This is a genomic window from Curtobacterium sp. ZW137 (assembly GCF_003762905.1).
Lineage (GTDB): Bacteria > Actinomycetota > Actinomycetes > Actinomycetales > Microbacteriaceae > Curtobacterium.
Genome location: NZ_RJKS01000001.1, coordinates 559,703 through 582,785, shown reverse-complemented (window position 1 = coordinate 582,785; position 23,083 = coordinate 559,703). Strand labels below are relative to the sequence as shown.

The 23,083-nt window shown below is 71.4% G+C and carries 26 protein-coding genes and 4 tRNA genes; 12 read left to right on the top strand and 18 right to left on the bottom strand.

The annotated features are described in order from the left end of the window. Positions 1-113: 113 nt before the first annotated feature. Together EDF55_RS02735 and EDF55_RS02730 are read left to right on the top strand one after the other, a co-directional pair. Complete coding sequence (locus tag EDF55_RS02735; protein ID WP_123653385.1) at positions 114-2,642, top strand: LuxR C-terminal-related transcriptional regulator; 2,529 nt, start codon at positions 114-116, stop codon at positions 2,640-2,642. An 87-nt stretch (positions 2,643-2,729) separates the two neighbouring features. Beyond that, positions 2,730-2,930, top strand: a complete 201-nt coding sequence (locus tag EDF55_RS02730) for a hypothetical protein (RefSeq protein WP_123653384.1) — start codon at positions 2,730-2,732, stop codon at positions 2,928-2,930. A 6-nt stretch (positions 2,931-2,936) separates the two neighbouring features. Here EDF55_RS02730 and EDF55_RS02725 read toward each other — a convergent pair whose 3' ends face one another. The 10 genes from EDF55_RS02725 to EDF55_RS02685 are packed head-to-tail and all read right to left on the bottom strand — an operon-like array spanning position 2,937 to position 10,780. Then, positions 2,937-4,571 (bottom strand): SulP family inorganic anion transporter, encoded by a 1,635-nt coding sequence (locus tag EDF55_RS02725; RefSeq protein WP_123653383.1) that lies wholly within the window; start codon positions 4,569-4,571, stop codon positions 2,937-2,939. Continuing rightward, positions 4,571-5,248 carry a GAP family protein gene (locus EDF55_RS02720; RefSeq protein ID WP_123653382.1) on the bottom strand — a complete coding sequence of 226 codons (678 nt, stop codon included), beginning with the start codon at positions 5,246-5,248 and terminating at the stop codon, positions 4,571-4,573. Before EDF55_RS02720 ends, EDF55_RS02725 begins: the two co-directional genes overlap by 1 nt. Then, positions 5,245-6,417 carry an AI-2E family transporter gene (locus EDF55_RS18665; protein WP_185017068.1) on the bottom strand — a complete coding sequence of 391 codons (1,173 nt, stop codon included), beginning with the start codon at positions 6,415-6,417 and terminating at the stop codon, positions 5,245-5,247. Before EDF55_RS18665 ends, EDF55_RS02720 begins: the two co-directional genes overlap by 4 nt. A 5-nt stretch (positions 6,418-6,422) precedes the next feature. Further along, positions 6,423-7,751, bottom strand: coding sequence for a hypothetical protein (locus EDF55_RS18660; RefSeq protein ID WP_165931541.1), 1,329 nt, complete (start codon positions 7,749-7,751; stop codon positions 6,423-6,425). A gap of 23 nt (positions 7,752-7,774) precedes the next feature. Further along, positions 7,775-8,494, bottom strand: a complete 720-nt coding sequence (locus EDF55_RS02710; RefSeq protein ID WP_123653381.1) for a GAP family protein — start codon at positions 8,492-8,494, stop codon at positions 7,775-7,777. An 18-nt stretch (positions 8,495-8,512) separates the two neighbouring features. Further along, positions 8,513-9,007, bottom strand: coding sequence for a DUF1269 domain-containing protein (locus EDF55_RS02705; RefSeq protein WP_123653380.1), 495 nt, complete (start codon positions 9,005-9,007; stop codon positions 8,513-8,515). Between the two features lie 28 nt (positions 9,008-9,035). Beyond that, positions 9,036-9,536 carry a DUF1269 domain-containing protein gene (locus EDF55_RS02700; protein ID WP_123653379.1) on the bottom strand — a complete coding sequence of 167 codons (501 nt, stop codon included), beginning with the start codon at positions 9,534-9,536 and terminating at the stop codon, positions 9,036-9,038. 44 nt (positions 9,537-9,580) lie between these two features. After that, positions 9,581-9,907 carry an SHOCT domain-containing protein gene (locus tag EDF55_RS02695; protein ID WP_123653378.1) on the bottom strand — a complete coding sequence of 109 codons (327 nt, stop codon included), beginning with the start codon at positions 9,905-9,907 and terminating at the stop codon, positions 9,581-9,583. 8 nt (positions 9,908-9,915) lie between these two features. Further along, positions 9,916-10,356: a DUF6325 family protein gene (locus EDF55_RS02690; RefSeq protein ID WP_123653377.1), complete on the bottom strand. Its 441-nt coding sequence runs from the start codon at positions 10,354-10,356 to the stop codon at positions 9,916-9,918. 4 nt (positions 10,357-10,360) lie between these two features. Beyond that, entirely contained in the window at positions 10,361-10,780 is a 420-nt protein-coding gene (locus EDF55_RS02685) for an SHOCT domain-containing protein (RefSeq protein WP_123653376.1), read from the bottom strand. Between the two features lie 145 nt (positions 10,781-10,925). Here EDF55_RS02685 and EDF55_RS02680 point away from each other — a divergent pair, with 145 nt between their 5' ends. Further along, positions 10,926-12,299, top strand: a complete 1,374-nt coding sequence (locus EDF55_RS02680) for a DUF1254 domain-containing protein (protein ID WP_123653375.1) — start codon at positions 10,926-10,928, stop codon at positions 12,297-12,299. A 9-nt stretch (positions 12,300-12,308) separates the two neighbouring features. Beyond that, positions 12,309-12,980, top strand: coding sequence for a GAP family protein (locus EDF55_RS02675; protein ID WP_123653374.1), 672 nt, complete (start codon positions 12,309-12,311; stop codon positions 12,978-12,980). A 67-nt stretch (positions 12,981-13,047) separates the two neighbouring features. Here the strand turns inward: EDF55_RS02675 and EDF55_RS02670 are convergent, their stop codons facing one another. The 4 genes from EDF55_RS02670 to EDF55_RS02655 all read right to left on the bottom strand — a co-directional run bounded on the left by EDF55_RS02670 (position 13,048) and on the right by EDF55_RS02655 (position 15,551). Further along, a complete protein-coding gene (locus EDF55_RS02670) occupies positions 13,048-13,962 on the bottom strand; it encodes an HAD family phosphatase (RefSeq protein WP_123653373.1) in 915 nt (304 codons plus the stop codon). A 55-nt stretch (positions 13,963-14,017) separates the two neighbouring features. Continuing rightward, entirely contained in the window at positions 14,018-14,704 is a 687-nt protein-coding gene (locus EDF55_RS02665; RefSeq protein ID WP_123653372.1) for a hypothetical protein, read from the bottom strand. A gap of 62 nt (positions 14,705-14,766) precedes the next feature. Then, complete coding sequence (locus EDF55_RS02660; protein WP_123653371.1) at positions 14,767-15,102, bottom strand: hypothetical protein; 336 nt, start codon at positions 15,100-15,102, stop codon at positions 14,767-14,769. After that, entirely contained in the window at positions 15,099-15,551 is a 453-nt protein-coding gene (locus EDF55_RS02655; protein WP_123653370.1) for a hypothetical protein, read from the bottom strand. Before EDF55_RS02655 ends, EDF55_RS02660 begins: the two co-directional genes overlap by 4 nt. A 7-nt stretch (positions 15,552-15,558) precedes the next feature. On the opposite strand from EDF55_RS02655, the gene EDF55_RS02650 reads away from it, so the two are divergent. From EDF55_RS02650 to EDF55_RS18655, 3 genes are read left to right on the top strand one after another with little or no spacing between them, the layout of a single operon-like run. Continuing rightward, entirely contained in the window at positions 15,559-18,555 is a 2,997-nt protein-coding gene (locus EDF55_RS02650) for a right-handed parallel beta-helix repeat-containing protein (RefSeq protein ID WP_123653369.1), read from the top strand. Positions 18,556-18,582: 27 nt separating this feature from the next. Then, on the top strand, positions 18,583-19,332 hold the full coding sequence (locus EDF55_RS02645; protein ID WP_123653368.1) for an ABC transporter permease: 750 nt from the start codon (positions 18,583-18,585) through the stop codon (positions 19,330-19,332). 24 nt (positions 19,333-19,356) lie between these two features. Next, the gene (locus tag EDF55_RS18655) at positions 19,357-19,506 is read left to right on the top strand and encodes a hypothetical protein (protein ID WP_165931540.1); all 150 of its coding nucleotides are present in this window, start codon (positions 19,357-19,359) and stop codon (positions 19,504-19,506) included. A gap of 16 nt (positions 19,507-19,522) precedes the next feature. Here EDF55_RS18655 and EDF55_RS02640 read toward each other — a convergent pair whose 3' ends face one another. Further along, entirely contained in the window at positions 19,523-20,008 is a 486-nt protein-coding gene (locus tag EDF55_RS02640; RefSeq protein ID WP_123653367.1) for a DUF1269 domain-containing protein, read from the bottom strand. Positions 20,009-20,154: 146 nt separating this feature from the next. Between EDF55_RS02640 and EDF55_RS02635 the strand changes: the two genes are divergently transcribed. Genes EDF55_RS02635 through EDF55_RS02620 form a run of 4 tightly spaced genes read left to right on the top strand, consistent with a single transcriptional unit; the run spans position 20,155 to position 22,180 of the window. Beyond that, positions 20,155-20,439, top strand: coding sequence for a DUF6458 family protein (locus EDF55_RS02635; RefSeq protein WP_243698394.1), 285 nt, complete (start codon positions 20,155-20,157; stop codon positions 20,437-20,439). Between the two features lie 29 nt (positions 20,440-20,468). Continuing rightward, entirely contained in the window at positions 20,469-21,095 is a 627-nt protein-coding gene (locus tag EDF55_RS02630) for a hypothetical protein (protein WP_123653366.1), read from the top strand. A gap of 51 nt (positions 21,096-21,146) precedes the next feature. Further along, complete coding sequence (locus tag EDF55_RS02625; RefSeq protein ID WP_123653365.1) at positions 21,147-21,500, top strand: helix-turn-helix transcriptional regulator; 354 nt, start codon at positions 21,147-21,149, stop codon at positions 21,498-21,500. Further along, complete coding sequence (locus EDF55_RS02620) at positions 21,497-22,180, top strand: cation transporter (RefSeq protein ID WP_260235746.1); 684 nt, start codon at positions 21,497-21,499, stop codon at positions 22,178-22,180. The genes EDF55_RS02625 and EDF55_RS02620 overlap by 4 nt, the downstream gene beginning before the upstream one ends. Before the next feature lie 56 nt (positions 22,181-22,236). On the opposite strand, the gene EDF55_RS02615 is transcribed toward EDF55_RS02620, so the two are convergent. The 3 genes from EDF55_RS02615 to EDF55_RS02605 form a co-directional block, all read right to left on the bottom strand. Beyond that, positions 22,237-22,311 (bottom strand) — tRNA-Val (locus tag EDF55_RS02615). Positions 22,312-22,351: 40 nt separating this feature from the next. Then, positions 22,352-22,422, bottom strand: a tRNA-Cys gene (locus tag EDF55_RS02610). Positions 22,423-22,504: 82 nt separating this feature from the next. After that, a tRNA-Gly gene (locus EDF55_RS02605) sits at positions 22,505-22,576 on the bottom strand. 324 nt (positions 22,577-22,900) lie between these two features. Here EDF55_RS02605 and EDF55_RS02600 point away from each other — a divergent pair. Then, a tRNA-Val gene (locus EDF55_RS02600) sits at positions 22,901-22,973 on the top strand. Positions 22,974-23,083: the final 110 nt, after the last annotated feature.

The window sequence follows — 23,083 nt, the reverse complement described above, 5'->3', positions numbered from 1 at the left end:
GGGTCACCCGGATGGGGTGATTGTTCCCGCCTGACACCAAGTTTTCCTCGCAGAACCTCCATCCTGCCCCTATCGTGAGCAGCACATCACGCCTTTTCAGGGAAAGGCTCGACATGTACGCCTTCAACGAGACCAGGAGCACCGCCCGGGCGAACGACACACCGAACGGTGGCTCATCGGCGCAGCACGCCGGAGGTCGCCCGCTCGAACGCCCGCGGCTGCTCGACCAACTCGACCGTTTCCGGCGATCGGACCGCAGACTGCTCACGATGTGGGCTCCGGCCGGTGCCGGCAAGACGACCGCGCTCACGAACTGGGCCGACCGGGTGCGCTCCGACGGCGACACCGTGCGCTGGCTCGGCGCGACGGACCTCCTCGCCGACGAACCGATCGCCGAGGACTGGTTGTTCGTCGACGACGTCGACCGGCTGCTCGGCGGCCTCGGCGTGCCGCCGCTGATCCGGCTGATCACCCGGAGCGGCCCAGGGGTCCGCTTCGTCATCGCCGGCCGGTACGAGCCGAGCGGGTTCGCGGCCGTGACCGACGCCGCGGGCGGACGGTCCGTCGTTCCGACCAGGGACCTCGCGTTCGACGTCGAGGACACACTCGCGCTCGCCCTCCGGTTCGGCCTGGTGCTGCCGATCCAGGACGCCGAGACCCTCACGGCACGGACCGCCGGATGGGCGGCCGGCCTGGCGCTCGCGATGCCGTACCTCCTCGAGCAGCGCGATCCGGCCGCCGCGGTCGCCCGGTTCGGTGGCGACCAGCACCAGGTCGCCGACTACCTGGTCGTGCGGGTGCTGGACGCCCTCGACGAGGACGACCGTGAGGTCCTGATGCGGGCGGCGGTCGGCACGGACGTCCCCCTCGCCCTCGCCGTCACGCTGACCGGCCGCGCGGACGTCGGTGCGGTCCTGCACCGACTGAGCGCCCGGAACGTGCTCGTCAGCGCGAGTCCCGACCACGACGGGTTCCGGTTCCACCCGATCCTCGCCGGGTACATGCGCGCCGAGTTCCGTCGGCGGGAGGAGTGCGGCGCGGTCCGGAACCACGTCGCCGCCGCCGGGTGGTACGAAGCGCACGGCGACCACGTCACGGCCCTGGAACAGGCGCTCCTCGCCCGCGACCAGGACGCACTCCGCACGCAGATCGAACACTCCGGCGGAACCCTCCTCATGCAGGGCAGGACCGCGATCGTGAGCACCGCGCTCCGGGCACTCCCGCCGAGTCAGGACACGCTGGCGACGCTCACGCTCCGCGTGGGCATGGACGTGCCCACCTTCCCGGACCGCATCGGCGCCGAGGAACGCCTCGCGCAGGCGGCGGCCCTCCTCGCGTCCGCGGAGCCGGAGGTCGCCGACCACTGGCGGCCCGTGGTCATCGCGCTGGGCTCCTTCCTGATCGAGGATCCCGACGCGGCGACGGTCCGCCTGCGCGAGCTGGGCGACTTCATGCGCAGCACCCCGGTGGAGTCGCTCGACGTCGCACTGCTCCTCCGGTCGGCGGTCGCGTGGTGCCTCGTCGTCATGAGGCGCCGCGCGGACGCCGAGCAGCTCCTGCGCTCGATCCAGGGTGCAGCCTCCCGAGCGGGGTACTCGTGGGTGTTCCTGGTGGCGGCCGACACCGCCGCGACCCTCGCCGTCCGGTCCGGTGACTGGCGCACCGCGAGTGCGTACGAAGCGCAGGTGGACCAGGTCCCGTTCGACACGACGCCGCCCTACAACCGTGCGACCGCGCGAGCGCTGCTCGTCTCCACGTCCCGCGCCTACGCACGCTGTGAACCGGTGTCCTTCACGGCGCTCCACCGCATCGACGCGGCCGATCCCGTCGGCAGTGAGCTCGGCCTCCTCTTCCACATCCGGGCGCTGCTGCTCGTGGCGACGCTCGACGCGTCGCCGGCACCACGTGACGCGCTCGCCCGACTGGTGCAGCTCGTGCGGTTCGACGGGCGGAACCACCCGCGGATCGTCGCCGCTGTCGCCGTGCGCATGCAGAGCTGGTCCGCCGCGCTGCACGGTGCGCCGGCCGCGACGGAGATCCGCCGCGTGCTCGCCGACGTCCTCGGCCCCGACTCCCTCGAGCTGAACACCCTCCGACTCCTCGCCGGCACCCGGAACGACCACGTCGTCGAGCACGCTGTGGTGGATACGCTCGACGGCGACGACGCGGCGTGGTCCGGGAGCAGCATCGTCAACGCACACCTGGCGCTCGCATCGCACGCGTGCGTCCACGGCCGCGTCGCGGAGTCCGCCGAGCGGGTGCGGCGTGCGCTCGACGTCAGCGAGGAGTTCGGCTACGCGCGTGAGTTCCTCGCCTGTCGCGGCGCCGGCGCACAGCTCGTGTTCCGCCACCGTGGTTCCTACGGCGCACTCGAGCCGTACGCGGACCACGTCCTCGCACTCGCCGAGCACGAACGCATCGGCGTCGGCCAGGAGCACCCGGACGCGACGGTCCCGCTCACACCGAAGGAGCAGGAGCTCCTGCTCGAGCTCCCCGCCCACCAGACGGTCGCCGAGATCGCCGCGAAGCACCACCTCAGCGTGAACACCATCAAGACGCACCTCCGGAGCATCTACGGGAAGCTCTCGGCCACCGGCCGCACCGAGGCGGTGAGCGCCGCGCGTCGACGCGGGCTGCTCTGATCCGCCGGACCTCACCCGGTTCAGGGGAACCGGGCAGTCCCGCTCCGGCGGGATGATCGTGGCCTCACGACGAGCTGGAGGGTGACGATGAGCCGCTACGAGGTCCGCCTGCCGTACACGCTGTCGGAGACCCTGACGGCGGCGTTCCCGGAGTTCGAGCTGTTGCCGATCGGTCCGGCCGAGACACTGCTGGTCGGCGACCTCGACGACCAGACCCAGTTGCACGGGCTCCTGGCGCGGCTCGCCGACCTCGGGCTCGACATCGCCGAGCTCCGGCAACTCCGCTGAGGGACGTCAGCGACCGAGGGCGGCGACCGCTGCGCGGTTGCTCGTGAAGAACCGGCTCTCCCCCACCAGGTCGAAGTGTTCGAGCTCCGCCTTGGTCGACGCTCGCGCGCGACTGAACGCCACCTCGACGCCGTTCTCGCGCGCCCACGCGAAGGCCTCGGCGGCGACGTCGGCCGCCGTGGTGTCGATCGCCGTCACGGCACCACAGTCGAGCACGATCGCGTGCGCTCCCGCCGCCGTCCCCGCCGTCACGCTCGACCGCACGGCGCTCGCGAACAGCTGCGCGTTGCCGAAGAACAACGGTCCGGCGAAGCGGAGGACGATGACCCCCGGTGCCGACGTGACGCTCCCGTCCCGTGCCGCGCGGAAGACGTCGACCGGTTCCCCGTCCGGCACGAGGACGTCCACCGGTGGGTTGGCGGCGGACCGGATCACGTTGATCAACGAGAGCACGAACGCGATCACGACGCCGATGATCGGCCCGAGGAGCAGCGCGCCGAGGAAGCAGACCGCGGCGATCGCGAACTCGAACCGGCGGAGGCGCCAGAGGCGCGCGAAGTCCCGGATGCCGAGCAGCGGGACGACGGCCACCGCCACGATCGCGCCGATGGCCGGCGACGGGATGTCCTGCAGCAGCGCGGTCCCGAAGCAGACCACGAGGAGGGTGAGCACCGCCGCCACGAGGGCCGGGAGCTGTGTGCGTGAGCCGGTCTGGTCCATCGCCGCCGTCCGGGACGCCGACGACCCGACCGTGAACCCGCCGGTCAGCCCGGAACCGAGGTTGGCGGCCGCGAACGCGAAGAGGTCGCGGTTCGCGTCGTCCGGGAGGTCGTGCTTCTCCGCGTAGCGGCGGGCCACGAGCAGCCCCTCGGCCATCGCGACCAGTGTCAGTGCGACGGCGCTGGGGAGCACCTGGACCCACTGGTGCCAGGAGATCTGTGGCCACGTGAACGTCGGCGGTCCGGCCGGGACGTTCCCGAGCACCGACACGCCGGCGTCGTCGAGGCGGAACACGACCAGGACGAGGGTCGTCACGACGAGCACGACGAGCGCCCAGGGCACCGCGCGGAAACGTCGGCCCACGATGAGGATCACCACGGACCCGGCGGCGAGGCACACGGACCACACGTTCACGGTCCCGAGCCCGGCGAACAGCTCACCGAGCCGTGGGATGAACTCGTCGCCGCTGTCGACCTTGACGCCGAGCATCTTCGCCACCTGGCTCAGCAGGATGTCGAGCGCCAGGCCGCCGACGAACCCCACCAGGATCGGCGCGGACAGGAAGTTCGCGAGGAACCCGAGCTTCAGCACCGCGCAGAGGGCGAACACGACCGCCCCGACGAGCGCCTGCGCCAGCGCGAGCTGCACGTAGGACGCGCTGCCGGCGGTCGCGAGTCCCGCGAGCGAGGACCCGACGAGCGCCGCGGCGGCCGCGTCCGGCGAGGCGACGAGCTGCCGACTCGATGCCAGCAACGCGAAGAGCACCCCCGGCACGATGAGGGAGTAGAGCCCGGCGGTGGGCGGCAGGCCCGCGATCTGCGCGTACCCGATGTTGAGCGGGATGGCGATCGCCGCGAGCGTGATGCCGGCGAGGGCCTCGGTGCGCCACGAGTGCCGGTCGAGTCCCGGGAGGATGCGCATCAGAAGGCCCCGATCCCCTTGCCGATGGTCGTCACGCCGATCACCAGGAGCAGGACGGCCATGATCGTCGCGTTGTTCGCGGTGAGCCAGTCCCGGAGGGTGCCGAGGGCACCGGCGACCCGGTCACCGGCGACCAGGAACACGACGACCGGCACCGCGATGCTCAGCGACGCGATCACGATGAAGACGACGAGCGCCCAGACGGTCGGGGCCGCGTCGGCGCCGCTGGTCCCGACCGAGACGCCGGCGGCGACCGCCATCATCAGGTTCTTCGGGTTCACCGCGGCGAGCAGGAACGCGAGCCCCGCGGCCCGGCCCGGGGTCATCGAGTCGATCGCCGCCATCCACTTCGGCGGCGACGCGGTGGTTCCCGGCGCCGGTCGGCCCCGCCACTGGTGGACCGCGAGGAGCACCAGCAGGACGCCCAGCACCAGCTCCACGATCCCCGCCACCGGCTTCGACGCGTCCGGGTCCGCGGCGGGGATCGACGAGGACAGCAGCGTGACGACGATGACCGCGATCGCGATGCCGGCCACCCAGCCGACCATGAACGCCGTGGCCACCGTCCTCGCGCGGGGCGAGAGGAGCATCAGGATCGCGGCGATGATCGGGAGCGGACTGATGGCGATCGTGACCGCCTGGGGCAGGAGTCCGCCGATGAGGGATGCGGTGTTCACGGTGTGCCCTTCGTCGTCGTGCGGGCGTTGCCCGTCGCTCGTCTGGCCGCACGCCGCGAGGGCGGGCCGAGTCCCGTGACGTCCCCGAGCGCGGGGCGGATCCACCGCGCGTCCGGGTTGGCGTCGACGAGGACCGCACGGACCAGCAGGGTCAGCGGGATCGCGAGGATCGCACCCATCGGCCCGAGGACTGCCGACCAGAACACGACCGAGAGGAACGCGATCGTCTGGTTGAGGGAGACGGCTGACCCCACGATGTGCGGCTGCAGCCCGGACTGGATCACGCCGTTGATCACCGCGTAGACGACGATCACCACGATCGCGTTCTGCCACCCGTTGGCGAGCAACGCGAGGATCACCGGGGGGATGATCCCGATCCAGTACCCGATGTTCGGGATGAACCCCGTGATGAAGGCGAGGAGTCCCCACAGCGCTGCTCCCGGGACCCCGAGGAGCACCAGGGCCAGCGCGTCGAGGGCGGCGACCGCCGCGCCGAGCACGGCTGTCACGACCATGTACCGCCGCACGCTCACCGTGAAGCCGGCCAGCGCCTCGACGAGACGGGGACGGGCGGGGCGCAGCCGATCGGCGATGAGTCGTCCCCACCCGGCGTCGAGCGTCATGAAGACGATGAGCGCGAGGACGACGACCAGGCTGACCCCCAGCCCGAAGACGCTGCCGACCAGGCCCGACACCGCACCGACGACCTTGCCTGGGTCGAACCCGGCCAGGAGCGTCTGCACCTGCTGCTGTCCGACGCCGAGCGAGGTCAGCCAGTGCCCGAGCTGCTCCTCGAAGGCGTGGATCTGGTCCGCGTACTTCGGGAACAGCGTCGCGAACTGGGCGACGGAGACCACGAGTGCCAGGGAGAACCCGACGAGCAGGACCAGGATCACGACGATGACGACCGCCGACGCGAGGCTCCGCGCGAGCCCGAGTCGTTCGAGGAAGACGCGGGCTGGCTGGACGCAGATCGTCACGACGAGGGCCAGCACGGTCGGGCTGATGATCCCCGCGAACCGGGCGGTGCCGACGGCGATGACGACCGCCGCCGCGAGGCCGACCATGATGCGGAGACCCCGACCCGCCCCCGGCGCGCGCTCCGTGGTGTCGTCGCTCGTGCTCGCCGGGGGTCCCTCGGTACGGGATCGGTGCTTCCAGAACGGCACGGCGCTCAGCTCCCTTCGGTTCCGACGGTGGACACGGTGCCGGCCCCGACCTCCGGCGGTCGGGCGACCAGCTCGAGGACGGCGACCACCACGAGGGCACCGACCAGGGTCCACACGATGAGGGCCGGCTGGAGCGGCCGGTGGAGCAGGATGATCGCCGCCGCCCCGAGCGCGACGAGCGTGCGGAGGAGCACCCGCGCGCGGTACAGCTCCACGCCGACCCGCCCGGTGCTGACCCCGTGGGACTCGGCCCAGGCGCGGAGCGTCGTCGCCCCGCTCCCGAACCCGCGTCGCAGCCACTGCGCGGAGACCGTCGACCCGCCGAACCACGCGACCACCGCGACCGCCAGGGCGAGGACCGTGCCCGCGACCGCAGCACTCAGTGCGAACGCGGAAACGCTGTCGTAGATCGCCCTGGCCGCGTTCCGCGGCATCAGGTCCGGTGCCAACGCCCGGACGGCCAGGACCCGTCCCACGCCGAGGGCCGCGAGCGTGGCGAGCATCGCGAGGGCGACGCCGACCGCCCCGAGCGTCAGGGCCCTGGCGCGTCGCCTGGCCATCACCACGCCGATCCCGATGCACGCGACGACGAGCCACGGGAGCCACGCCGCGGTGACCTGGACGAGGGTGTAGGCCGTCTGGGCGCGAACCGCGGCGTCGGACGTCGCGATGACGATCGTGCGGTCGACGGCCGGGATCCGGGCGGCGAACGTCAGCCCGCGGTCGACGAGGCGCTGTTTCACCTCGGCGACCACCGGGCCGAGCTGGACGCCGATCGATCCGTCCTCGCCGATCGCGACCGCCGCCTTGCGATCGCCGCTGAGCGACGCGACCAACTGGGTGTGCCCGGTCCGGAGGAGCCCGTTCCACATCGTCGCGAACTGGTCGGAGGCGACGAACCGGTCGACGGTGCTGCTGATGAGGTCCTGGATGCCGGCGGTCGCCGGTCCCTCGAGCGCCGTCAACGCGCTCTTGGCGCGCGGGGGGAGGTCGAGCTGCGCGATCCCGTCGAAGACCGTCCCGGTGAGGCCGGCGACGTCGAGCCGCTCGTCGATGACGTCGACGGTCCTGCTCGCGATGAAGGTCTGCACCGCACGGTCCCGCGCGAGCGGGCCGAACGTGGCGACGAACGCGTCCGTCGAGGTCACCTCCCGCTGTGCCCACGTCGTGATCACCGCGACCGGGGCGAGCACCGCACCGATGATGATCAGGGCGGCGGACGGGATCGCCCATCCCCATCCGCGTCGACGAGGGGTCTCCTGCTGCCCGAGCCGGTCGCGGAGCGTCGCGTTCTCGGCTCGGAGTGCGGCGAGTTCGTCCTCGATGGTGGTCATGCTGCGTTCCTCTCGGGGCACTGTCAGGAGATCAGGGCAGAGACGGCCTTCTGCAGCTGCAGGGCACCGATGACGAGGATGAGCGCGGCGTTCAGCACGTTCGTGTGCCCCGCGATCCAGGTCCGCAGTCCTTCGAGCAGTGGTGCAGCCGCGTCGCCGCGGGCGAGGACGAAGCAGACCGGGACGACGATCGGGACGACCGCGACGACGACGAACCCGACGGCCACCGCGGCGCCAGCGCCGAAGGTGACCGGAGCGCCGGCGACGTCGATGCCGGCGATGATCGCGCACGACGCATCGACGGGGTTCACCGCGAAGATCCCGAAGCCGAGCGCCAGGGAACGTCCCGGCGAGAACTCGCTGACCTTCTGCAGCCACCCGGGCAACTGCGGGGTCGCGGCCGCCACCTGTTCGGGCGTGGACGCCTCCGACATCTTCTGCAGGTCCTTCCCGCCGCGACGGAAGACCCAGACGGCGGTGAGGATCAGGACGACCGCGATGACCAGGCGGACCACGCCCGCCCAGAGCGGAGCGTCGGTGCGGGGGTGGAAGTCGATCGCGGTGAAGACCGCCACGGCGACCCCGGTGACGACGACCGTCGCGAGCAGCCAGCCGGTGGCGAAGGCGATCCCGTTCGCCCGGTACCGCCGTGACAGCAGCTCGGCGACGAGCGCCATGATCGCGAGCGGGCTGAGCAGGATCCCGAGGGCCGGTGCGATGAGTCCGAGGATGAGCGCACCCATGGTCCGGCCCTCCCTGGCTCAGCGAGCGCCGGTCATGTCGTGCGCGAGCTCGTGCTCGTCCGTGGCGGAGAGCGAGGTCTGCACGATGGTCCCGTTGAAGCGCGACAGCGCCTCGCCGAACTTGTCCTCGGTGATCTTCGTCGCGTAGATCACGACTGCCGATCGTCCGTCTGCGACGGCGGACTTCACACGGTCGCGGAACTCCGCGTTCAGGCCGGTCTTGTCGAGGCCGGCGAACAGCGCGCCGAGCGCGCCGCCGATGACCAGTCCGAAGAACGGCACGAAGAATAGGAGCCCGAGGAGGGTGCCGAACAGGGCACCGCCGGCGGCTCCGGCGCCGACGTTGCCCGCCGGTCCCGGGGTCTCCACGTGCGTCTTGCCCTTGTCGTCGACGTGGACGAGCGCGAGGCCCGCGAGTTCGACGACGAGGTCGCTCTGCAGCTGTTGCACTTCCTCGTACGCGGCGACGGCGTTCTTGTCGTCGTCGAACGAGATCACGATGAGGTCTGCCATGGTCGTTTCCTTCGGTTGTTGGCGGTCATCACTTGGTGTATCGGTTGACGCGCACCGGACCGGCGGCGTCGATGATGCGGTGTGCTTCGTCCACGGTCGCGGCGTCGCCGTGGACGACCACGAGGTAGCGGTCGGCCTTGAGGTCGTCCTCGTACTGCGGGATCTCCTCCTCGGGGACTGCCAGGCCGATGAGCGCGCCGAGTCCTGCGCCGATGCCGGCGCCGACGAGCGTGCTCGCGAGCCACCCGGCGGCGGCGACCCAGCCGATGCCGGGCAACCAGACGAACCCGAGGAGGAGCCACCCGGTCAACGCTCCCCAGAGGGCGCCCCAGCCGCCGAAGGTCCCTGCTTCGTTCCCGACCGGGATCCAACCGTGCACCTTCTTGTCGTCCTTCACGCCCTTCCCGACGATCGAGACGACGTCGTCGCCGTACCCGGCGTCCTTGAGGGCCTTCGCGGCGCCGAGCGCTTCGTCGCTCGACGCGAAGACGCCGACTGTCGAGTCGCTTGCGGTGGTCGTCGTTGCCATGGGATGTCCTCCTGTGGTGTCTGGTGTCTGGTCTCGAGGGGTCGTCAGCCGCTGATCAGTCGCTGCTTCGCGGCGGCGAACTCGTCGTCGCTGAGCAGCCCCTGCTGCTTGAGCTGGCCGAGTCGTTCCAGTTCGGTCATCAGGTCCGGCTCGGCGGGCGCCGGCGCGACCGGTGGGGCCTGCGCGGGAGCCGGTGGCGCCATCGGCACGGTCTGCTCGGCGTCCCACGCGTCGGCCGAGGCGCGTTCGTCCGCGGCCCGCTGCTGGCGGTTCCGCATCGCGCCGCCGACCGCTGACGCGGTCCCCGCGACGACCGCGGTCCGGGCGGCGAGCCCGAGGAGTCCTGGTCTGCCGAATCGTCGGTACAACATGGGGTCTCCTAGCCGATGTGCGCCGCTGCGGCGAGCTCGTTGAGTGCTGGTGCCGGAACGCGTGTGCTCCACAGCAGGTGGCTCCCGCTGTCGGTGAACCGCTCGGCGAGGGCCTTCGCCCAGAGCTGTTCGATGACGACGATGGCCGCCGACGTCCCGGGCTCCAGGGAGTCCGCGACCTCGTCGATGTCGTCGTTCGCGGTCAGCCCGCGAGCCTCGAGCTCGACCGGCCCCGAGGAGCCCGGGATCGCGACCGGTGTGACGTCGTCGATCTCGCGGACCCGGACGGACCCGTCCTCCGCCTTCGTGATGAGGAGGAGGTCGAGCAGCCGTACGGTGTCGGATGCGATGAGGTCGGTGAGTGCGCCGAGCAACGCGGTGTCCGGCAGTTCTCCGCGGTAGGCGGCGACGAAGACCTCGGCCGGTCCGTACGCGAACGTGGTGGTCACGGTGTCACGCCGTCGCCGCGTGCGCCGACGGACGGGCGCCACCGAGTGCGTGCGCCTTGATCGCGTCGAACTCGGCCGGGGTGATCGTGCCGGCGTCGAGCAGTGCCTGCGCCTTCGCGATCTCGTCCGACGGCGAACTGCCGGCGACACGACGGATGTAGCCCTCAGCGGCCTCCTGGTTGCGCTGCGATGCCGCAGCGCTCCGTTCCGCCATGCCCCGGCCACGTGCGATCAGGTAGACGAACACCGTGAGGAACGGCACGAAGACGAGGAAGAGGACCCAGACGGCCTTCCACCACCCGTTGAGCTCGCGGTCCCTGAAGAGGTCGGCGATGACCGAGAACAGCGCCATCAGCGCGGCGACGAACGTGAACGCGAGGAACGCGTACCAGACGATCGCCCAGAATGTGGTCCAGAAGTCCATGGCGGATCCCTCCCTGAGTTGATGGCCCAGGTCTATCCGCCGGGTGCGACGCACAGCACCACCCCAAGCGGGTGATTCCAGGCGGCCCCGGCACTCACCCGGCACGGGTGATGCGGACCCGTACCGGCAGCGCGACAGTGGCGCCATGAGCGATCACGAGACGACGGTCAGCGCACCGGACCTGCCGCCGATGGCAGCGATCCCCGGCCTCTTCGACGACCTCGACCACCAGCTTGCGTGCCTCACCTACCTCTGGGCGTTGCCGATCGTGTCGTACGCGCACTGGAGTGTGGTGCACCGAGACGTCTTCGGGGCATCGGACCACGATCTGGTGCACTACGTCTCGTACCGCGACCGGCTCGGGATCATCACCGCGAACGCGACCACCCCGTACATCCTGAACTTCTTCGACCTGTCGGCGACCGGTCCGCTCGTGATCGAACTGCCACCCGGGCCGACCGCCGGCGGGATCTCCGACTTCTGGCAACGCGAGGTGGCTGTCCTCGGCGAGATGGGCCCGGACGCCGGTCACGGTGGCACGACCCTCGTCGTCGGACCCGGCCAGGACGTCCCGCCACACGACGACTCCTGGAACGTCGTGCACTCGACCGGGGTCAACATCATGTTCGGGTTCCGCACCCTCGATCCCGACCCAGCCCGAGGCGCCGCGTTGGCCGGTGCGGTGCGCGTCCACCCGCTGTCCCAGCACGACGACCCGCCGGTCACGAGACTCGTCTCGCCCGCAGGACGTCCGTGGTCCGGAGACCAACCGCGCGGACTGGGGTACTGGGAGTCGCTGCACGCCGTCTACCAGTCCGAGGTGGTCGACGAACGCGACCGGTTCTTCCTCGCGATGATGCGGCAGCTGGGGATCTCACCTGGCGAGCCCTTCGCGCCCGACGACCGGCTCCGCGCCGTCCTCGAGCGCGCGACCTCCGACGGCGAACGGATGGCGCAGGCCAACACCTTCGCCAAGCGCTTCCCCGGTACGCGGTACTGGCCGGACCGCCGATGGGACACCGCCGTCGTCCTGTCGCGCTCCGACCAGCGCGGTCCCTGGTACGACGAACTGCTCGAGCGGGCGTCGTGGTTCTACGAGGCCGTCAGCTTCTCCTCGGCGATGAAGAGCACCACCCCGGGGAAGGGCCAGGCGTACCTGGGCGCCTACGTCGACGCCGAGGGAGCGTGGCTCGACGGCGGCGCCGCGTACACCCTGACCGTTCCGCCCGACGTCCCCGCCGCGCTCTTCTGGTCCGTCACCGTCTACGACGTGGCGAGCCGGTGCCTCATCGACAACGCCCAGCAGCGCGGGGACCGCGGCAGTCGTGACGAGGACCTCGTGGTCGAGTCCGACGGCTCGGTCGTCCTGCACTTCGGCCCCGAGGCGCCGGCCGGCCGGGAGTCCAACTGGGTGCAGACGATCCCCGGTCAGCACTGGTTCTCGTACCTGCGTCTGTACGGGCCCCTCGAGCCGTACTTCGAGCGCAGCTGGACCCCTGGCGACTTCACCAGGGTCTGACGTCGGCCCATGCTCGCCGCGATCGGTCAGGTGCTGCCACTCGCGATCGCGGGTGCGTTGAGCTCCGTCCCGATCGCCGGCGTCCTGACGCTCCTGCTCGGAGCGCGACGACTCGGCCCCGCGATCCTCTTCGCCCTCGGGTACGTGGCGACGGTCTTCGTGGCCACACTCGTCGCGACCGCGCTGTTCTCGACGGTCCTCGTCCCCGACCTCCACCTCGGCAAGGACCCGACCCTCGGCGTGTTCGAGCTGGTGCTCGGCGGCGGGGCCGTCCTGGCCGGCGCCGTGCTGTGCTCCCGCCCCGCGCGGACCGAGCCGAGCCGGATGAGCACCGTCCTGTCCGCGGCGCTCGGCACCGTGCGACCGGGCATCGCGTTCGCCGTCGGCGCGGTGCTCGCGGTCCGGCCGAAGGCCCTGCTGCTCGCCGCCGGTGTGGGGATCGTCCTCGCGCCGGCGGACGTCGCGCCGGGACCCGCCGTGGCGCTCCTCGCCGTGAGCGCGGTGCTCACCGCGGGAACGGTCATCGGGCCGATCGTCTTCGCCGTGGTGGGCGGCGACTCCGCCCGCGGACGGCTCGAGGAGATCCGAGCCTGGTCGGGCCGGAACTCGAGGGCGGTGACGCTCGTCGTCCTGTTCCTCGTCGGCGCGGTGCTCGTCGGCGACGGACTCGGGCGCTTCTGACGCCGGGGACCGCCGTACCGGGATCCGCACCGGCGAACTCCGCTCAGGACGGCACTCAGGCCGGCACTCAGGCCGGGAACACGGTGTCCCAGTCGTCGCGGACGCTCACGACGGTCACGTCGCGGTCGGCGGCCTCGGCGAGCATCGCCTCCGCGCCGCGGTCGTACGGCTCGTCACCCCGGCCCGTCGTGTCGTCGTGGTGGACCAGCAGACGCAGTCCGGCGGCACCGGGCAGCGTGTACTCGAGCATCTCCCGGTCGCCGTCCGAGTTCCCGACCGCGACGGCCGGACGCCGACCGATGCGGCTCCAGATCCGGACCGGTTTCTCCGGACCGTCGTCGAAGAACGCGAGCGCGTCGACGTACCGCACTTCCCCGTCCACGTACTCGAGGCCCATCGCCGACCCGACAACGCGCTCCGCCGGGATGTCGTAGTTCACCTCGGTCATCGGCCGCATGAAGTCCCGCTCGCCGGCCGACACCACGTAACAGGCGAACCCGTGGCTCCGGAGCACCGCGATGAGTTCGACCATCGGCTGGTACACGGTCGCCGAGTACGGGGTGCGCAGCACCGGGTGCTCGGCGGTGGCGTAGAAGTCCGCGACCAGTTCGCCGTACCGGTCGACGCTCATGCCCGCGGTCACGTGCACGACCGCGCCGAGCAGCAGGCGCAGGTCGGTGTCGTCCCCGGCGGCGTGCGCATCCACGGCGTTCCCGATCCACCGCAGGTCCCCGGCGAGGGCTGCTGCGTACGGCTGGGTCCCGGCGAGTTCCGGGTCGTTGCGCGCGGCGTCGGCCCACTGCGCGACGAGCCACTGCAGCTGTGTCGGGACCGGCTTCTCCGTCCACAGGGTTCCGTCGTTGTCGAACACCGCGATGCGGTCCGCCGGGTCGAGCGCGTCCGGCCCGCTCGTCGCCCGCGCGATGAAGTCCTCGATCGTCGTCCGTGCGGCGCCCGGGCGCCACGATGTCAGTTCCGTCATGGGGCGATGGTCCCCGACCGGCCTCCTGCGCGCCTCACCCGTTCCGGGTGCTCGTTCAGCGCATCCAGTCCTGCTGCGCGGTGTCCTCGCGGACACCGGCGGCCACGGCCACGGCACGCACCCGCTCGGTCAGTTCGTCGCCGCGCAGGTGCTTCGGGAACCCGATCACCGTCCGGTACAGCGGCAGGTCGATCGCCGTCCACTGCCCGTTGTCGACGACCACCCGGAGTGCGTCTACCTTGCCGAACGCGTACCGACCGGCTGCGGTGGTCTCCCCGTTGCCGACCGAACGGACCACGGCCCGCGGGATCCCGAGCAGCAGCCGCGGGGTGCTCCCGCCGGCGTACAGCCCGATGCCGTTGTGGTCCGCGACGAGCGTCGCCGACCCGCGCCGGGGCACGTCCCCGGTGAGGTCCGTGCCGAGCATCGCCGCGGTCCGGCGGATCTCCGTCGCGAGGTCCTTCTTCAGCAGCACGGGTGCCAGGTGCGCACCGGGGTGCAGCTGCGCGAGCGCGGCCTCGCGCCGACGCACGGTGGCGTTCTGGAACGCGAGGACGATCTCGAGGAGCGCGAAGATCCCGACCGCGTAGAGCGCGAGCGTCCCGGCCACCGCTCCGGTCGACATGCCGTCCTCGTGCTCGCGCCACGCCAGGAAGCCGAAGCGCAGCACGAGGTAGCCCCCGACCACGAGGATGCCGATGAGTCCGCCGCGTCGCCGACCCGGTGCGTTGTTGTTCCCCACACCGCGACCCTAGGCCTCCCGCACGCGGTGCGGGAGGCCCACGCCCCGACCTGCGAACCCCCTCAGCGGGCGACAGTGCTCACCCGGAGGTCGTCGAACGTGCTCGTGAACCCGGAACCACCGAGCGAGATCAGCCCGATCCGCGGCGCGTCCCCGAGGTCGGCGGTCCACGTCCCGCCCTGGACGAAGTGCCGGCCGTCCGCGCTCGTCGACGCGGTGATCGGGTTCTGGTGCGGCGGAGCGGCGGCACCGCCACGTGGTGCGACGGACGTCGCGGTGACGGCGGACGTCGCCTGGGACAGGGCGGACGGGAGGCTCGGTGTGGCGACCGCGACCAGCGTCGCGACCGCGATCAGGACGGTGCTCGGCGCACGGCGGCGCGCCGCGGCGCGTTTCACCCGACACGGGCGATGGACAGCGGCGTCGCGGTGCGGAGAGAGTGCCCCATGGGGATCCGCACGAGGGCGCGCTCGTTCACGGCACTGGCTGCGGCCCTCGGGGTCGGTGTCGCGATGGGGATGACCGCCGCGGGGCCGTCGGCTGCTGCCGAGGAGATGCCGGTGGGCGCCGTCGCGACAGCGACGCCGACACCGACACCGCTACCGACGGCGACTTCCTCGCCGTCGGCGATGCCAGCCGCTGCGCCGACGGCGACACCCTCTCCGGTGCCTTCGCCCGATCCGACGTCGACACCCACGTCGCCACCGCCACCGACTCCGACTCCGACTCCGACGCCGCCGTCGGCCCCGACACCGACACGCTCATCGGCACCGGATCCGCCGCGCTCGGATGCGGTCCAGGCGGCAGCCCCGCCGACGACGCAGGCGCTGGTCCCGAACGCGAACACGGTGCCGATGGCATGGGTCGGGACCCCGGCGCAGCGACCAGCGACCACGCTGTCGACGCTGCAGGCAGCGCTGAACGCCGCGCCCGCCGGCGCAACGGTGTCGTTCGATCCGAACGACTACGTCTTCACCACCGCGCTCACCGTGCAGCGCCGCGTCACCCTCGCGTCCGCCGCGGACTCGACGCTGTTCGCTCGGTTCACGGTGAGCGCCGGCGGGCTGACCGCCGCGAGTACGGTCCGCTTCGGGGTGTCTGCGACGCCCGTGTTCTCCGTCACCGGGAGCGGTGTCGCCCTCGCGGACCTGCGGGTGAGCAACCCGAACGGCGTGCTCCGCCCGACCGGTGTGCAGCTCGGCGCCGGCGTGACGGGCGTGACGATCGCGGACTTCACCATGGACGGCGGCGGCCAGGCCTCGGCCTTCGGCGTCAACCTGACCACGGGGTCCGCGACCGTGACCGACCCCACCATCTCCGGCGTCGCCACCGGAGTCGGCGTGACGTCGACGTCGACCGCGTCCGGCATCGCCGTGCGCGGCGGGACGATCACGGCAGCGACCACCGGCATCGCGCTCGGAACGGCGACGGCCCCGGAGGTCGCCGGCACGACGGTCACCGGTCCCGGCGCACTCGGCACCGGCATCGACCTGCAGAACGCGAGCGCGTCCGTCGTCAGCGATGTGCGGGTCTCCTCGTTCGCACGCGGCATCGGGACGGCCAACACCAGCACCGCCGCCGGCCCGACCATCACCGACCCGACCATCAGTGCGGTGAGCCGGGAGGGCATCTCGCTCGGGAGCACCGGTCGCGCGGCGATCACGGGCGCCGACGTGACCGGGACCGCGGCCGCGGCGTCGACCGGCATCAACCTCTACCTCGCAACGGGGGTCACGATCACCCGGCCGACCATCGACTCGTTCGCGTACGGCGTGTTCACGAACGTCGGCGACACCGGGACGGGTCCGCGGATCGTCACGCCGACGATCAGGAACGTCACGACCGGCGTCACGCTCGGGTCGACGCAGGGTGCGAGGATCACCGACGCGACCATCACAGCGTCGGCTCCGGGCACCGGGATCAACACCCAGAACGCCGGCCGGGTCACCGTCAGCGATGCCGACGTCACCGGGATGCTCTACGGCGTGGGCACCACCTCGCAGATCGACGCCGACAGCGACCGGACCGGCATCACCATCGAGCGGTTGACCGTCGACGGCGCTCCGAACGCCTCCAACGCCGTCACCCTCCTCGGTGTGACGGACACCCGGATCACCGACGTCGTGGCCGAGATCGCCGGCGCCGGGGTGATCACCCACGAGTCCAGCGACGTGACGGTCAGCACCGTCGCCGTGACGGGGAAGCCGGGGCTGACGCCGACGAGTGGCGCCGCGATCCTCCGCGCCTACGGCTCCGAGCGCGTGAACGTGTCCCACGCGAGCATCGACGGCGGCTCCTACGGCGTGTTCTACTCGTCCACGGTCGGCTCCGACGTCACCGACGTCACCGTCGCGAACGTCTCCGAGTACGGCGTCTACGCCCGGAGCAGCGCCGACCTGGACATCGGCACCAGCGTCTTCCGTGACAACGGAGCCGTGGGGAACATCGTCGTCACCGTCTCCGCCGACGGCATCAGCCACGATGTCGTCATCCACGACAGCACGATGACCGACAACCGCGGTGGCGTGAACCTCTCGGCCGGGACGCGCGACGTCCGGTTCACGGACAACGTCGTGACTGGCCAGCCGGCGGTCATCACCGCCGCGCCGGCGCACGACGTCGTCATCAGCGGCAACACCGTCACGCAGACCAGCGCCGACGCGACGGCGGTCGTCGTGGTGCCGACGTACGAGGACGGTGCCGATCCCGGCTCGTACTCGTCCTCCGGGATCGAGGTCCGCGACAACCGGTTCAGCGGGTCCGGCACCTGGATCCGTGTGGGGTCGCCGGCCGGCAGCGACAGCGCCGAGCGCCGGACGCTGCAGGACCCGGTCCTCGTCGTCGGCAACACCTTCCCCGCCGACTCCGTCGCGATCCGGACGTTCCCGAACGCCGTGGTCGGCGCGGACAGTGCCGACGTCGCCGCTTTCGGCGCCGCGGCGCGGACGGTAGCACCGACGGACGTGACGGGCCCCGTGGCAGTGGATGCCCGCGACCACGGCGACCCGAACGACTGGGGGTCGCCGTGCCGGGCGACGGGGTACCTCGACGACGCGCTCTCGTACGACGGCGGCGGGGCCACGGTGTACGAACTGGCGGTGGCCCCGGTGCTGTACCCGGAGAACTGCATCGACCTCGCGCTGACCCAGAGCGCGATCACCCCGACCGACGTCCCGCTGCACGCCGGGGACACCGTGTCGTGGAGGCTCACCGCCCACGACGACGGCCCCGGTGCAGCACCGTCCGGGTGGACCGTGACGCAGCTGCTCCCCGACGGAGTGACGCTGGTGTCGATGACCGGCGACGGGTACCGCTTCGACGGGACGACGGCGACCGCCGAGGACCCGCTCGCCGCGGGTGAAGACGCGCCGCCCGTCACCGTCACCGTCCGTGTGACGGAGCACGCGCCGGCAGACCTCCGTGTGGTTGCCTACGTCGCTCCGGCACCGGTGCGCGACCTCGACGGCGACGGACACGATGACGAGGTCGTCGAACGCACCAGCCCGCTCGTCGTCCCCACCCTCGAGACGGACCCGGCGGCCTCCCCCACCGACAACGACGCGGGCGGCGCCTGGACCGTCGCGGGGACCACGCCGACACCCTCCGGCGGCAACGGCACGGGTGACGACGGTGGTTCCGACACCGGCAGCGGCGGAGCCGCCCCGTCCGCGAGGACGATCGACCAGGGCGGCCCGGTCGGGCTGGTCGGCTCCGCGACGGCAGACCAGTTCGGCGGGCTCGCCTGGACCGGGGTGTCGCTGGCCGTGCCGTTCGCCGCCACCGTGGTCCTGCTCGTCCTCGGGATGATCGGCCTCCTCGCACGCCGCCGAGCCCGGAGCCACCAGCGCTGAGTGCCCCCGTCGTGGCAGGCTCGAGGGGTGATCGAGCCGAGCACCGTCGTGTGGACCCTCCTCGGCGTGCTCGTCCTCGTCGCCGTGGCGACCGCGGTGCTGCTCGTCACCCGCGCGCCTGCGCCGTGGGCACCAGCACTCGCCGTGCTCCGCGGCACACTCCAGCTCGCCGCGATCAGCCTCGTCCTGACCGGGGTGATCCGCGACCCGTTCTGGATCGTGGTGGCGCTCCTGGTGATGTTCGGCGTCGCGACGACCACGGCCGCTCGACGTCTCGGCACCCTGCGGACACGGTTCCTGCCCGTCGTCCTCGCGATGGCGGCCGGCATCGTCGTCGCGCTCGGTGTCGTGTTCGTCACCGGCGCCATCGCGTTCACCCCGCGCTACGTGCTCGCCGTGGGCGGGATCGTGATCGGCAACGCGATGACGACCGCGACCCTCTCCGGACGACGCTTCGTCGAGCTGGCCGACGACCGGTGGGAGGAGGTCGAGGGGTGGCTCGCGCTCGGTGCGACCCCGCGGCAGTCGACCGTCGACCTGGTCCGCCGCGCGGTGCACGCCGCGATGGTCCCGGCGACCGACCAGACCAGGACGACCGGGCTCGTCACGCTGCCGGGCGCGTTCGTCGGAGCCATCTTCGGCGGGGTCTCACCGCTCGAGGCCGGGCGCTTCCAGATCGTCGTGCTGGCGGCGATCATCGCGGCGGGCGCGATCGTCGCGACCGTCCTCACGGCGGAGCTCGCGCCGGTCCGGACCCGGCCGGTCCCGACGACCTGACACAGCGACGGCTATCGTCGGGGCATGGGGATCCTGAGGTGGGCTGGACGAACCGCACTGCTGTGCATCCAGGTGCTGGCGGGCGTGCTGGGAGCGCTCGGCGCGAACGGCACGACGAGCAACGGGCCGGCGCCGATGCAGCAGCGCCCGCCGCACGACGACTACCGGCCCTGACGTCGCCGCGGGCCGATCAGTCCCGGTGCGAGCGATCGTGCGCGATCCCACGCTCGTCTGCGTCTGACAGGGTCGTGCGCAGGACCGTACCGCCGTGGCGCTCGACGGCGTCCATGACGGCGCCTCCGGGCCCGGCGTCTCCGTAGACGACCACCGCACTCGTCCCGGGATGCACCTCGTCCTGCACACGCCGACGGAACGCGGCGTCCACCCCGGTGCGGTCGAGCCCGGCGAACAGCGCGCCGACCGCTCCACCGATGACGAGTCCGATCACGGGGACGAAGAAGACCAGACCGATCAGCGCACCGAACACCGCGCTCGTGGCTGCCTGCGCACCCCGCACCGCCCCGCGACCCGGCGTCTCGACGTGCATCCGTCCCGACTCGTCGACGTGCACGAGCGCGATGCCTCCGAGGTCGAGTTGCTCCTGGGATCGCAGGTCCTCGTACGCGGCAGACGCCCGGGCGTCGTCGTGGAACGTGATGACGAGGAGATCGGTCATGGCGGCTCCGTTCTGCGTGCCGCCCGGTCTACCGCACCCTGCCGGCGACGACACCACCCGACCAGGGTGACGCTCGACACCGGACGAACTCACCCGGCCCGGGCGATGCGGGAGGTCGGCGGGTGCCGTTCCGTGGACTGACGCAGATGACCACGACGAGCACGGGAGCCAGCATGAGCATCGGTGGCGGGATCTTCCTCATGGTCGTCGGCGCGATCATGGCGTTCGCGCTGGACTTCCAGCTCGCGCGCGTCGACATCAACCTGATCGGCTACATCCTCCTCGTCGCCGGGTTCCTGGTGCTCGTCCTCGGGATCGTCAGCCGCGTCCGACGGCGCCGGGTGGAGTCGACGTACACGGTGACGGTCGACCCGGTGACCGGCGAACGCGTGACGCGTCGGATCACGGACGAGGGCGGGCGCGAGGACTGACCGGTCCGACGCGCAGAGAGGAGCGAACGGTGACCGAGTCCGTCAGCAAGCGCGATCGGTGGCGCGGGAGCCGCGAGCTCGTCACCGTCATCATCCTGTCGGTCACCGCTGTCCTGACCGCGTGGTGCGGCTTCCAGGCGTCGAAGTGGAGCGGCGAGATGTCGATCGCCTTCAGCCAGGCGTCGAGTGCGCGTGTCCAAGCGGCGGACGCGTCCTCCGAGGCTCGGGACGCCCGCCAGTGGGACCTCACGATCTGGGTGCAGTGGGTGCTCGCCGACGCCGATGGCGACACGACCCTGCGCAACTACGTCGAGGAACGCTTCACGCCGGAACTCCGCACCGCCTTCGACGCGTGGCAGGCGGACGGACGCGCTGACACCGGACCGTTCGCGGAGAAGTCCTACGTCCCCGAGGGGAGCGCGCACGCTGCGGCGCTGAGCCACCGCGCGGACCAGCGGTTCGACGTCGCGCTGCAGATGAACCAGCGCGCGGACAACTACTCCATCCTCACGGTCCTCTTCGCCCTGGTGCTCTTCCTCACCGCGATGTCGCAACGCGAGCTCAACGATCGGCTCCGGGACGTGTTGCTGCTGACCGCGATCGCGGGGACCGTCGTCGGCGCGGTGCTGCTCATCACCTTCCCCGTCGACCTCTGAGACTCCAGCGCAGCGATCGACACAGGTCAGCCGCCGCTGTACAGTCACGACATGCTGACCGCCGCACCACGCCTCGACGTCATGAACCGGCTCGGACGAGCCCTCGCCGATCCGACGCGGTCACGCATCCTGCTCCGTCTCCTCGACGGGGCCGGCTACCCGGCACGCCTGGCGGACGAGCTCCGGCTCACCCGCACCAACGTCTCGAACCACCTGGCATGCCTGCGCGGCTGCGGCATCGTCGTCGCCACACCCGAGGGACGCAGCACCCGGTACGAGATCGCGGATCCGCACCTCACTCGCGCGCTCCAAGCGCTCGTCGACGTGGTCCTCGCAGTCGACGACGGCGCCGGGTGCACCGATGCCGGATGCGACGTCCCGCTCTGCTGCGGAGTCGGAGCGTGAGCGGTACCGTGCACCTCGGGACGCCGGCCCCGGACGCCCGGCGCCTCCTGCTGCAGCGTCGCGTGCGGTGGATCGTCGCCGCGACGATCGCGTACCACGTCGTCGAGGCGGTCGTCGCGATCGCTGCCGGCACGGTGGCGTCCTCGACCGCGCTGATCGGGTTCGGCCTCGACTCCGTCGTCGAGGTCCTCTCCGCCGCAGCCGTCGCGTGGCAGTTCGCCGGCCGTGACCCCGAGGCACGGGAGCGGACCGCACTCAAGGTCATCGCCGTCTCGTTCTTCGCCCTCGCCCTGTACGTCAGCGTCGACGCGGTCCTGACGTTGACCGGGCTCCGCGAACCCGAGCACAGCGCCGTCGGCATCGTCCTCACCGCGGTCAGCCTGGCGGTCATGCCGTTCCTCAGCATGCTGGAGCGCGGGACGGGCAAGGAGCTCGGTTCGGCCTCCGCGATCGCCGACTCCAAGCAGACGCTCGTGTGCAGCTACCTGTCCGCCGCGGTGCTCGTCGGCCTCCTGCTCAACACCCTCGTCGGCTGGACCTGGGCCGATCCGGTCGCTGCGCTCGTCGTGGTGGTCGTCGCCGTGCGGGAGGGGCTCGAAGCCTGGCGGGGGGACGCGTGCAAGCAGCCCGTCGCAGCGCTCATCGGCGAGCGGGAGGTCGACACGTGCGACTGCTGCTGAGCTGCAGCGCGAACGAGAAAACCCCCGACCGGACCGGAGTCCTGTCGGGGGTTTCGTGGTGGGCGATACTGGGATCGAACCAGTGACCTCTTCCGTGTCAGGGAAGCGCGCTACCGCTGCGCCAATCGCCCAGAGAGTCGCTGCGTTGACCGAGGTCACTGCAGGAACTTGAGGTGGGGACGGGATTCGAACCCGCGTGGACGGCTTTGCAGGCCGCTGCCTAGCCTCTCGGCCACCCCACCATCGAGGTTCACGTCTCCGTGAGTACCCGAACGGTGGGATACCCTCTGGTGAGAAGCCGGTTCCCGGGGGAACCAGCACTCGAGCGGATGACGAGATTCGAACTCGCGACCCTCACCTTGGCAAGGTGATGCGCTACCACTGCGCCACATCCGCATGTCGTGACCCGCTCTCGCGGCGACTCGTAAACTGTATCCGACTCCAAGCGGTTTCTCCAAAATCCTCCCCGTTCACCGGGCGTGTCCCCCGAGTTCATGCGGATCGGGCGGCTCGCGGGTGGGTCGCCGGCGGCTCGCGGTGCCCAGTGTGCGAGGTTCCGGACAGGGTGCGAGGCACACGGGCCCCACGGTGTACAGAACCTCGCACACTGCGGAACCTCAGGCGCAGCAGCACGCCGGCCAGCACGACGCGCGCGGGAGCGACACGCGGTTCGGCACCACCGCCGACATCCGCTACTATCGATCCGCACGCAAGTGCAGGGGGCGATTGGCGCAGTTGGTAGCGCGCTTCGTTCACACCGAAGAGGTCATCAGTTCGAGTCTGGTATCGCCCACGTGCCCATTCAGGGCCTGAAGAACCACCCACTGCAAGAACACCTGCAGTGCACAAAGAGCCCGGCGCAATCGCGTCGGGCTCTTTGCATCCCCCGACCCACCCGATCAG

Bases quoted from the DNA above. Each gene is read 5' to 3' on its own strand.
- EDF55_RS02735 (WP_123653385.1), top strand. From the start codon at position 114: ATGTACGCCTTCAACGAGACCAGGAGCACCGCCCGGGCGAACGACACA.
- EDF55_RS02730 (WP_123653384.1), top strand. From the start codon at position 2,730: ATGAGCCGCTACGAGGTCCGCCTGCCGTACACGCTGTCGGAGACCCTG.
- EDF55_RS02725 (WP_123653383.1), bottom strand. From the start codon at position 4,571: ATGCGCATCCTCCCGGGACTCGACCGGCACTCGTGGCGCACCGAGGCC.
- EDF55_RS18660 (WP_165931541.1), bottom strand. From the start codon at position 7,751: ATGACCACCATCGAGGACGAACTCGCCGCACTCCGAGCCGAGAACGCG.
- EDF55_RS02710 (WP_123653381.1), bottom strand. From the start codon at position 8,494: ATGGGTGCGCTCATCCTCGGACTCATCGCACCGGCCCTCGGGATCCTG.
- EDF55_RS02705 (WP_123653380.1), bottom strand. From the start codon at position 9,007: ATGGCAGACCTCATCGTGATCTCGTTCGACGACGACAAGAACGCCGTC.
- EDF55_RS02700 (WP_123653379.1), bottom strand. From the start codon at position 9,536: ATGGCAACGACGACCACCGCAAGCGACTCGACAGTCGGCGTCTTCGCG.
- EDF55_RS02695 (WP_123653378.1), bottom strand. From the start codon at position 9,907: ATGTTGTACCGACGATTCGGCAGACCAGGACTCCTCGGGCTCGCCGCC.
- EDF55_RS02685 (WP_123653376.1), bottom strand. From the start codon at position 10,780: ATGGACTTCTGGACCACATTCTGGGCGATCGTCTGGTACGCGTTCCTC.
- EDF55_RS02680 (WP_123653375.1), top strand. From the start codon at position 10,926: ATGAGCGATCACGAGACGACGGTCAGCGCACCGGACCTGCCGCCGATG.
- EDF55_RS02675 (WP_123653374.1), top strand. From the start codon at position 12,309: ATGCTCGCCGCGATCGGTCAGGTGCTGCCACTCGCGATCGCGGGTGCG.
- EDF55_RS02670 (WP_123653373.1), bottom strand. From the start codon at position 13,962: ATGACGGAACTGACATCGTGGCGCCCGGGCGCCGCACGGACGACGATC.
- EDF55_RS02650 (WP_123653369.1), top strand. From the start codon at position 15,559: ATGGCATGGGTCGGGACCCCGGCGCAGCGACCAGCGACCACGCTGTCG.
- EDF55_RS18655 (WP_165931540.1), top strand. From the start codon at position 19,357: ATGGGGATCCTGAGGTGGGCTGGACGAACCGCACTGCTGTGCATCCAG.
- EDF55_RS02640 (WP_123653367.1), bottom strand. From the start codon at position 20,008: ATGACCGATCTCCTCGTCATCACGTTCCACGACGACGCCCGGGCGTCT.
- EDF55_RS02635 (WP_243698394.1), top strand. From the start codon at position 20,155: ATGACCACGACGAGCACGGGAGCCAGCATGAGCATCGGTGGCGGGATC.
- EDF55_RS02625 (WP_123653365.1), top strand. From the start codon at position 21,147: ATGCTGACCGCCGCACCACGCCTCGACGTCATGAACCGGCTCGGACGA.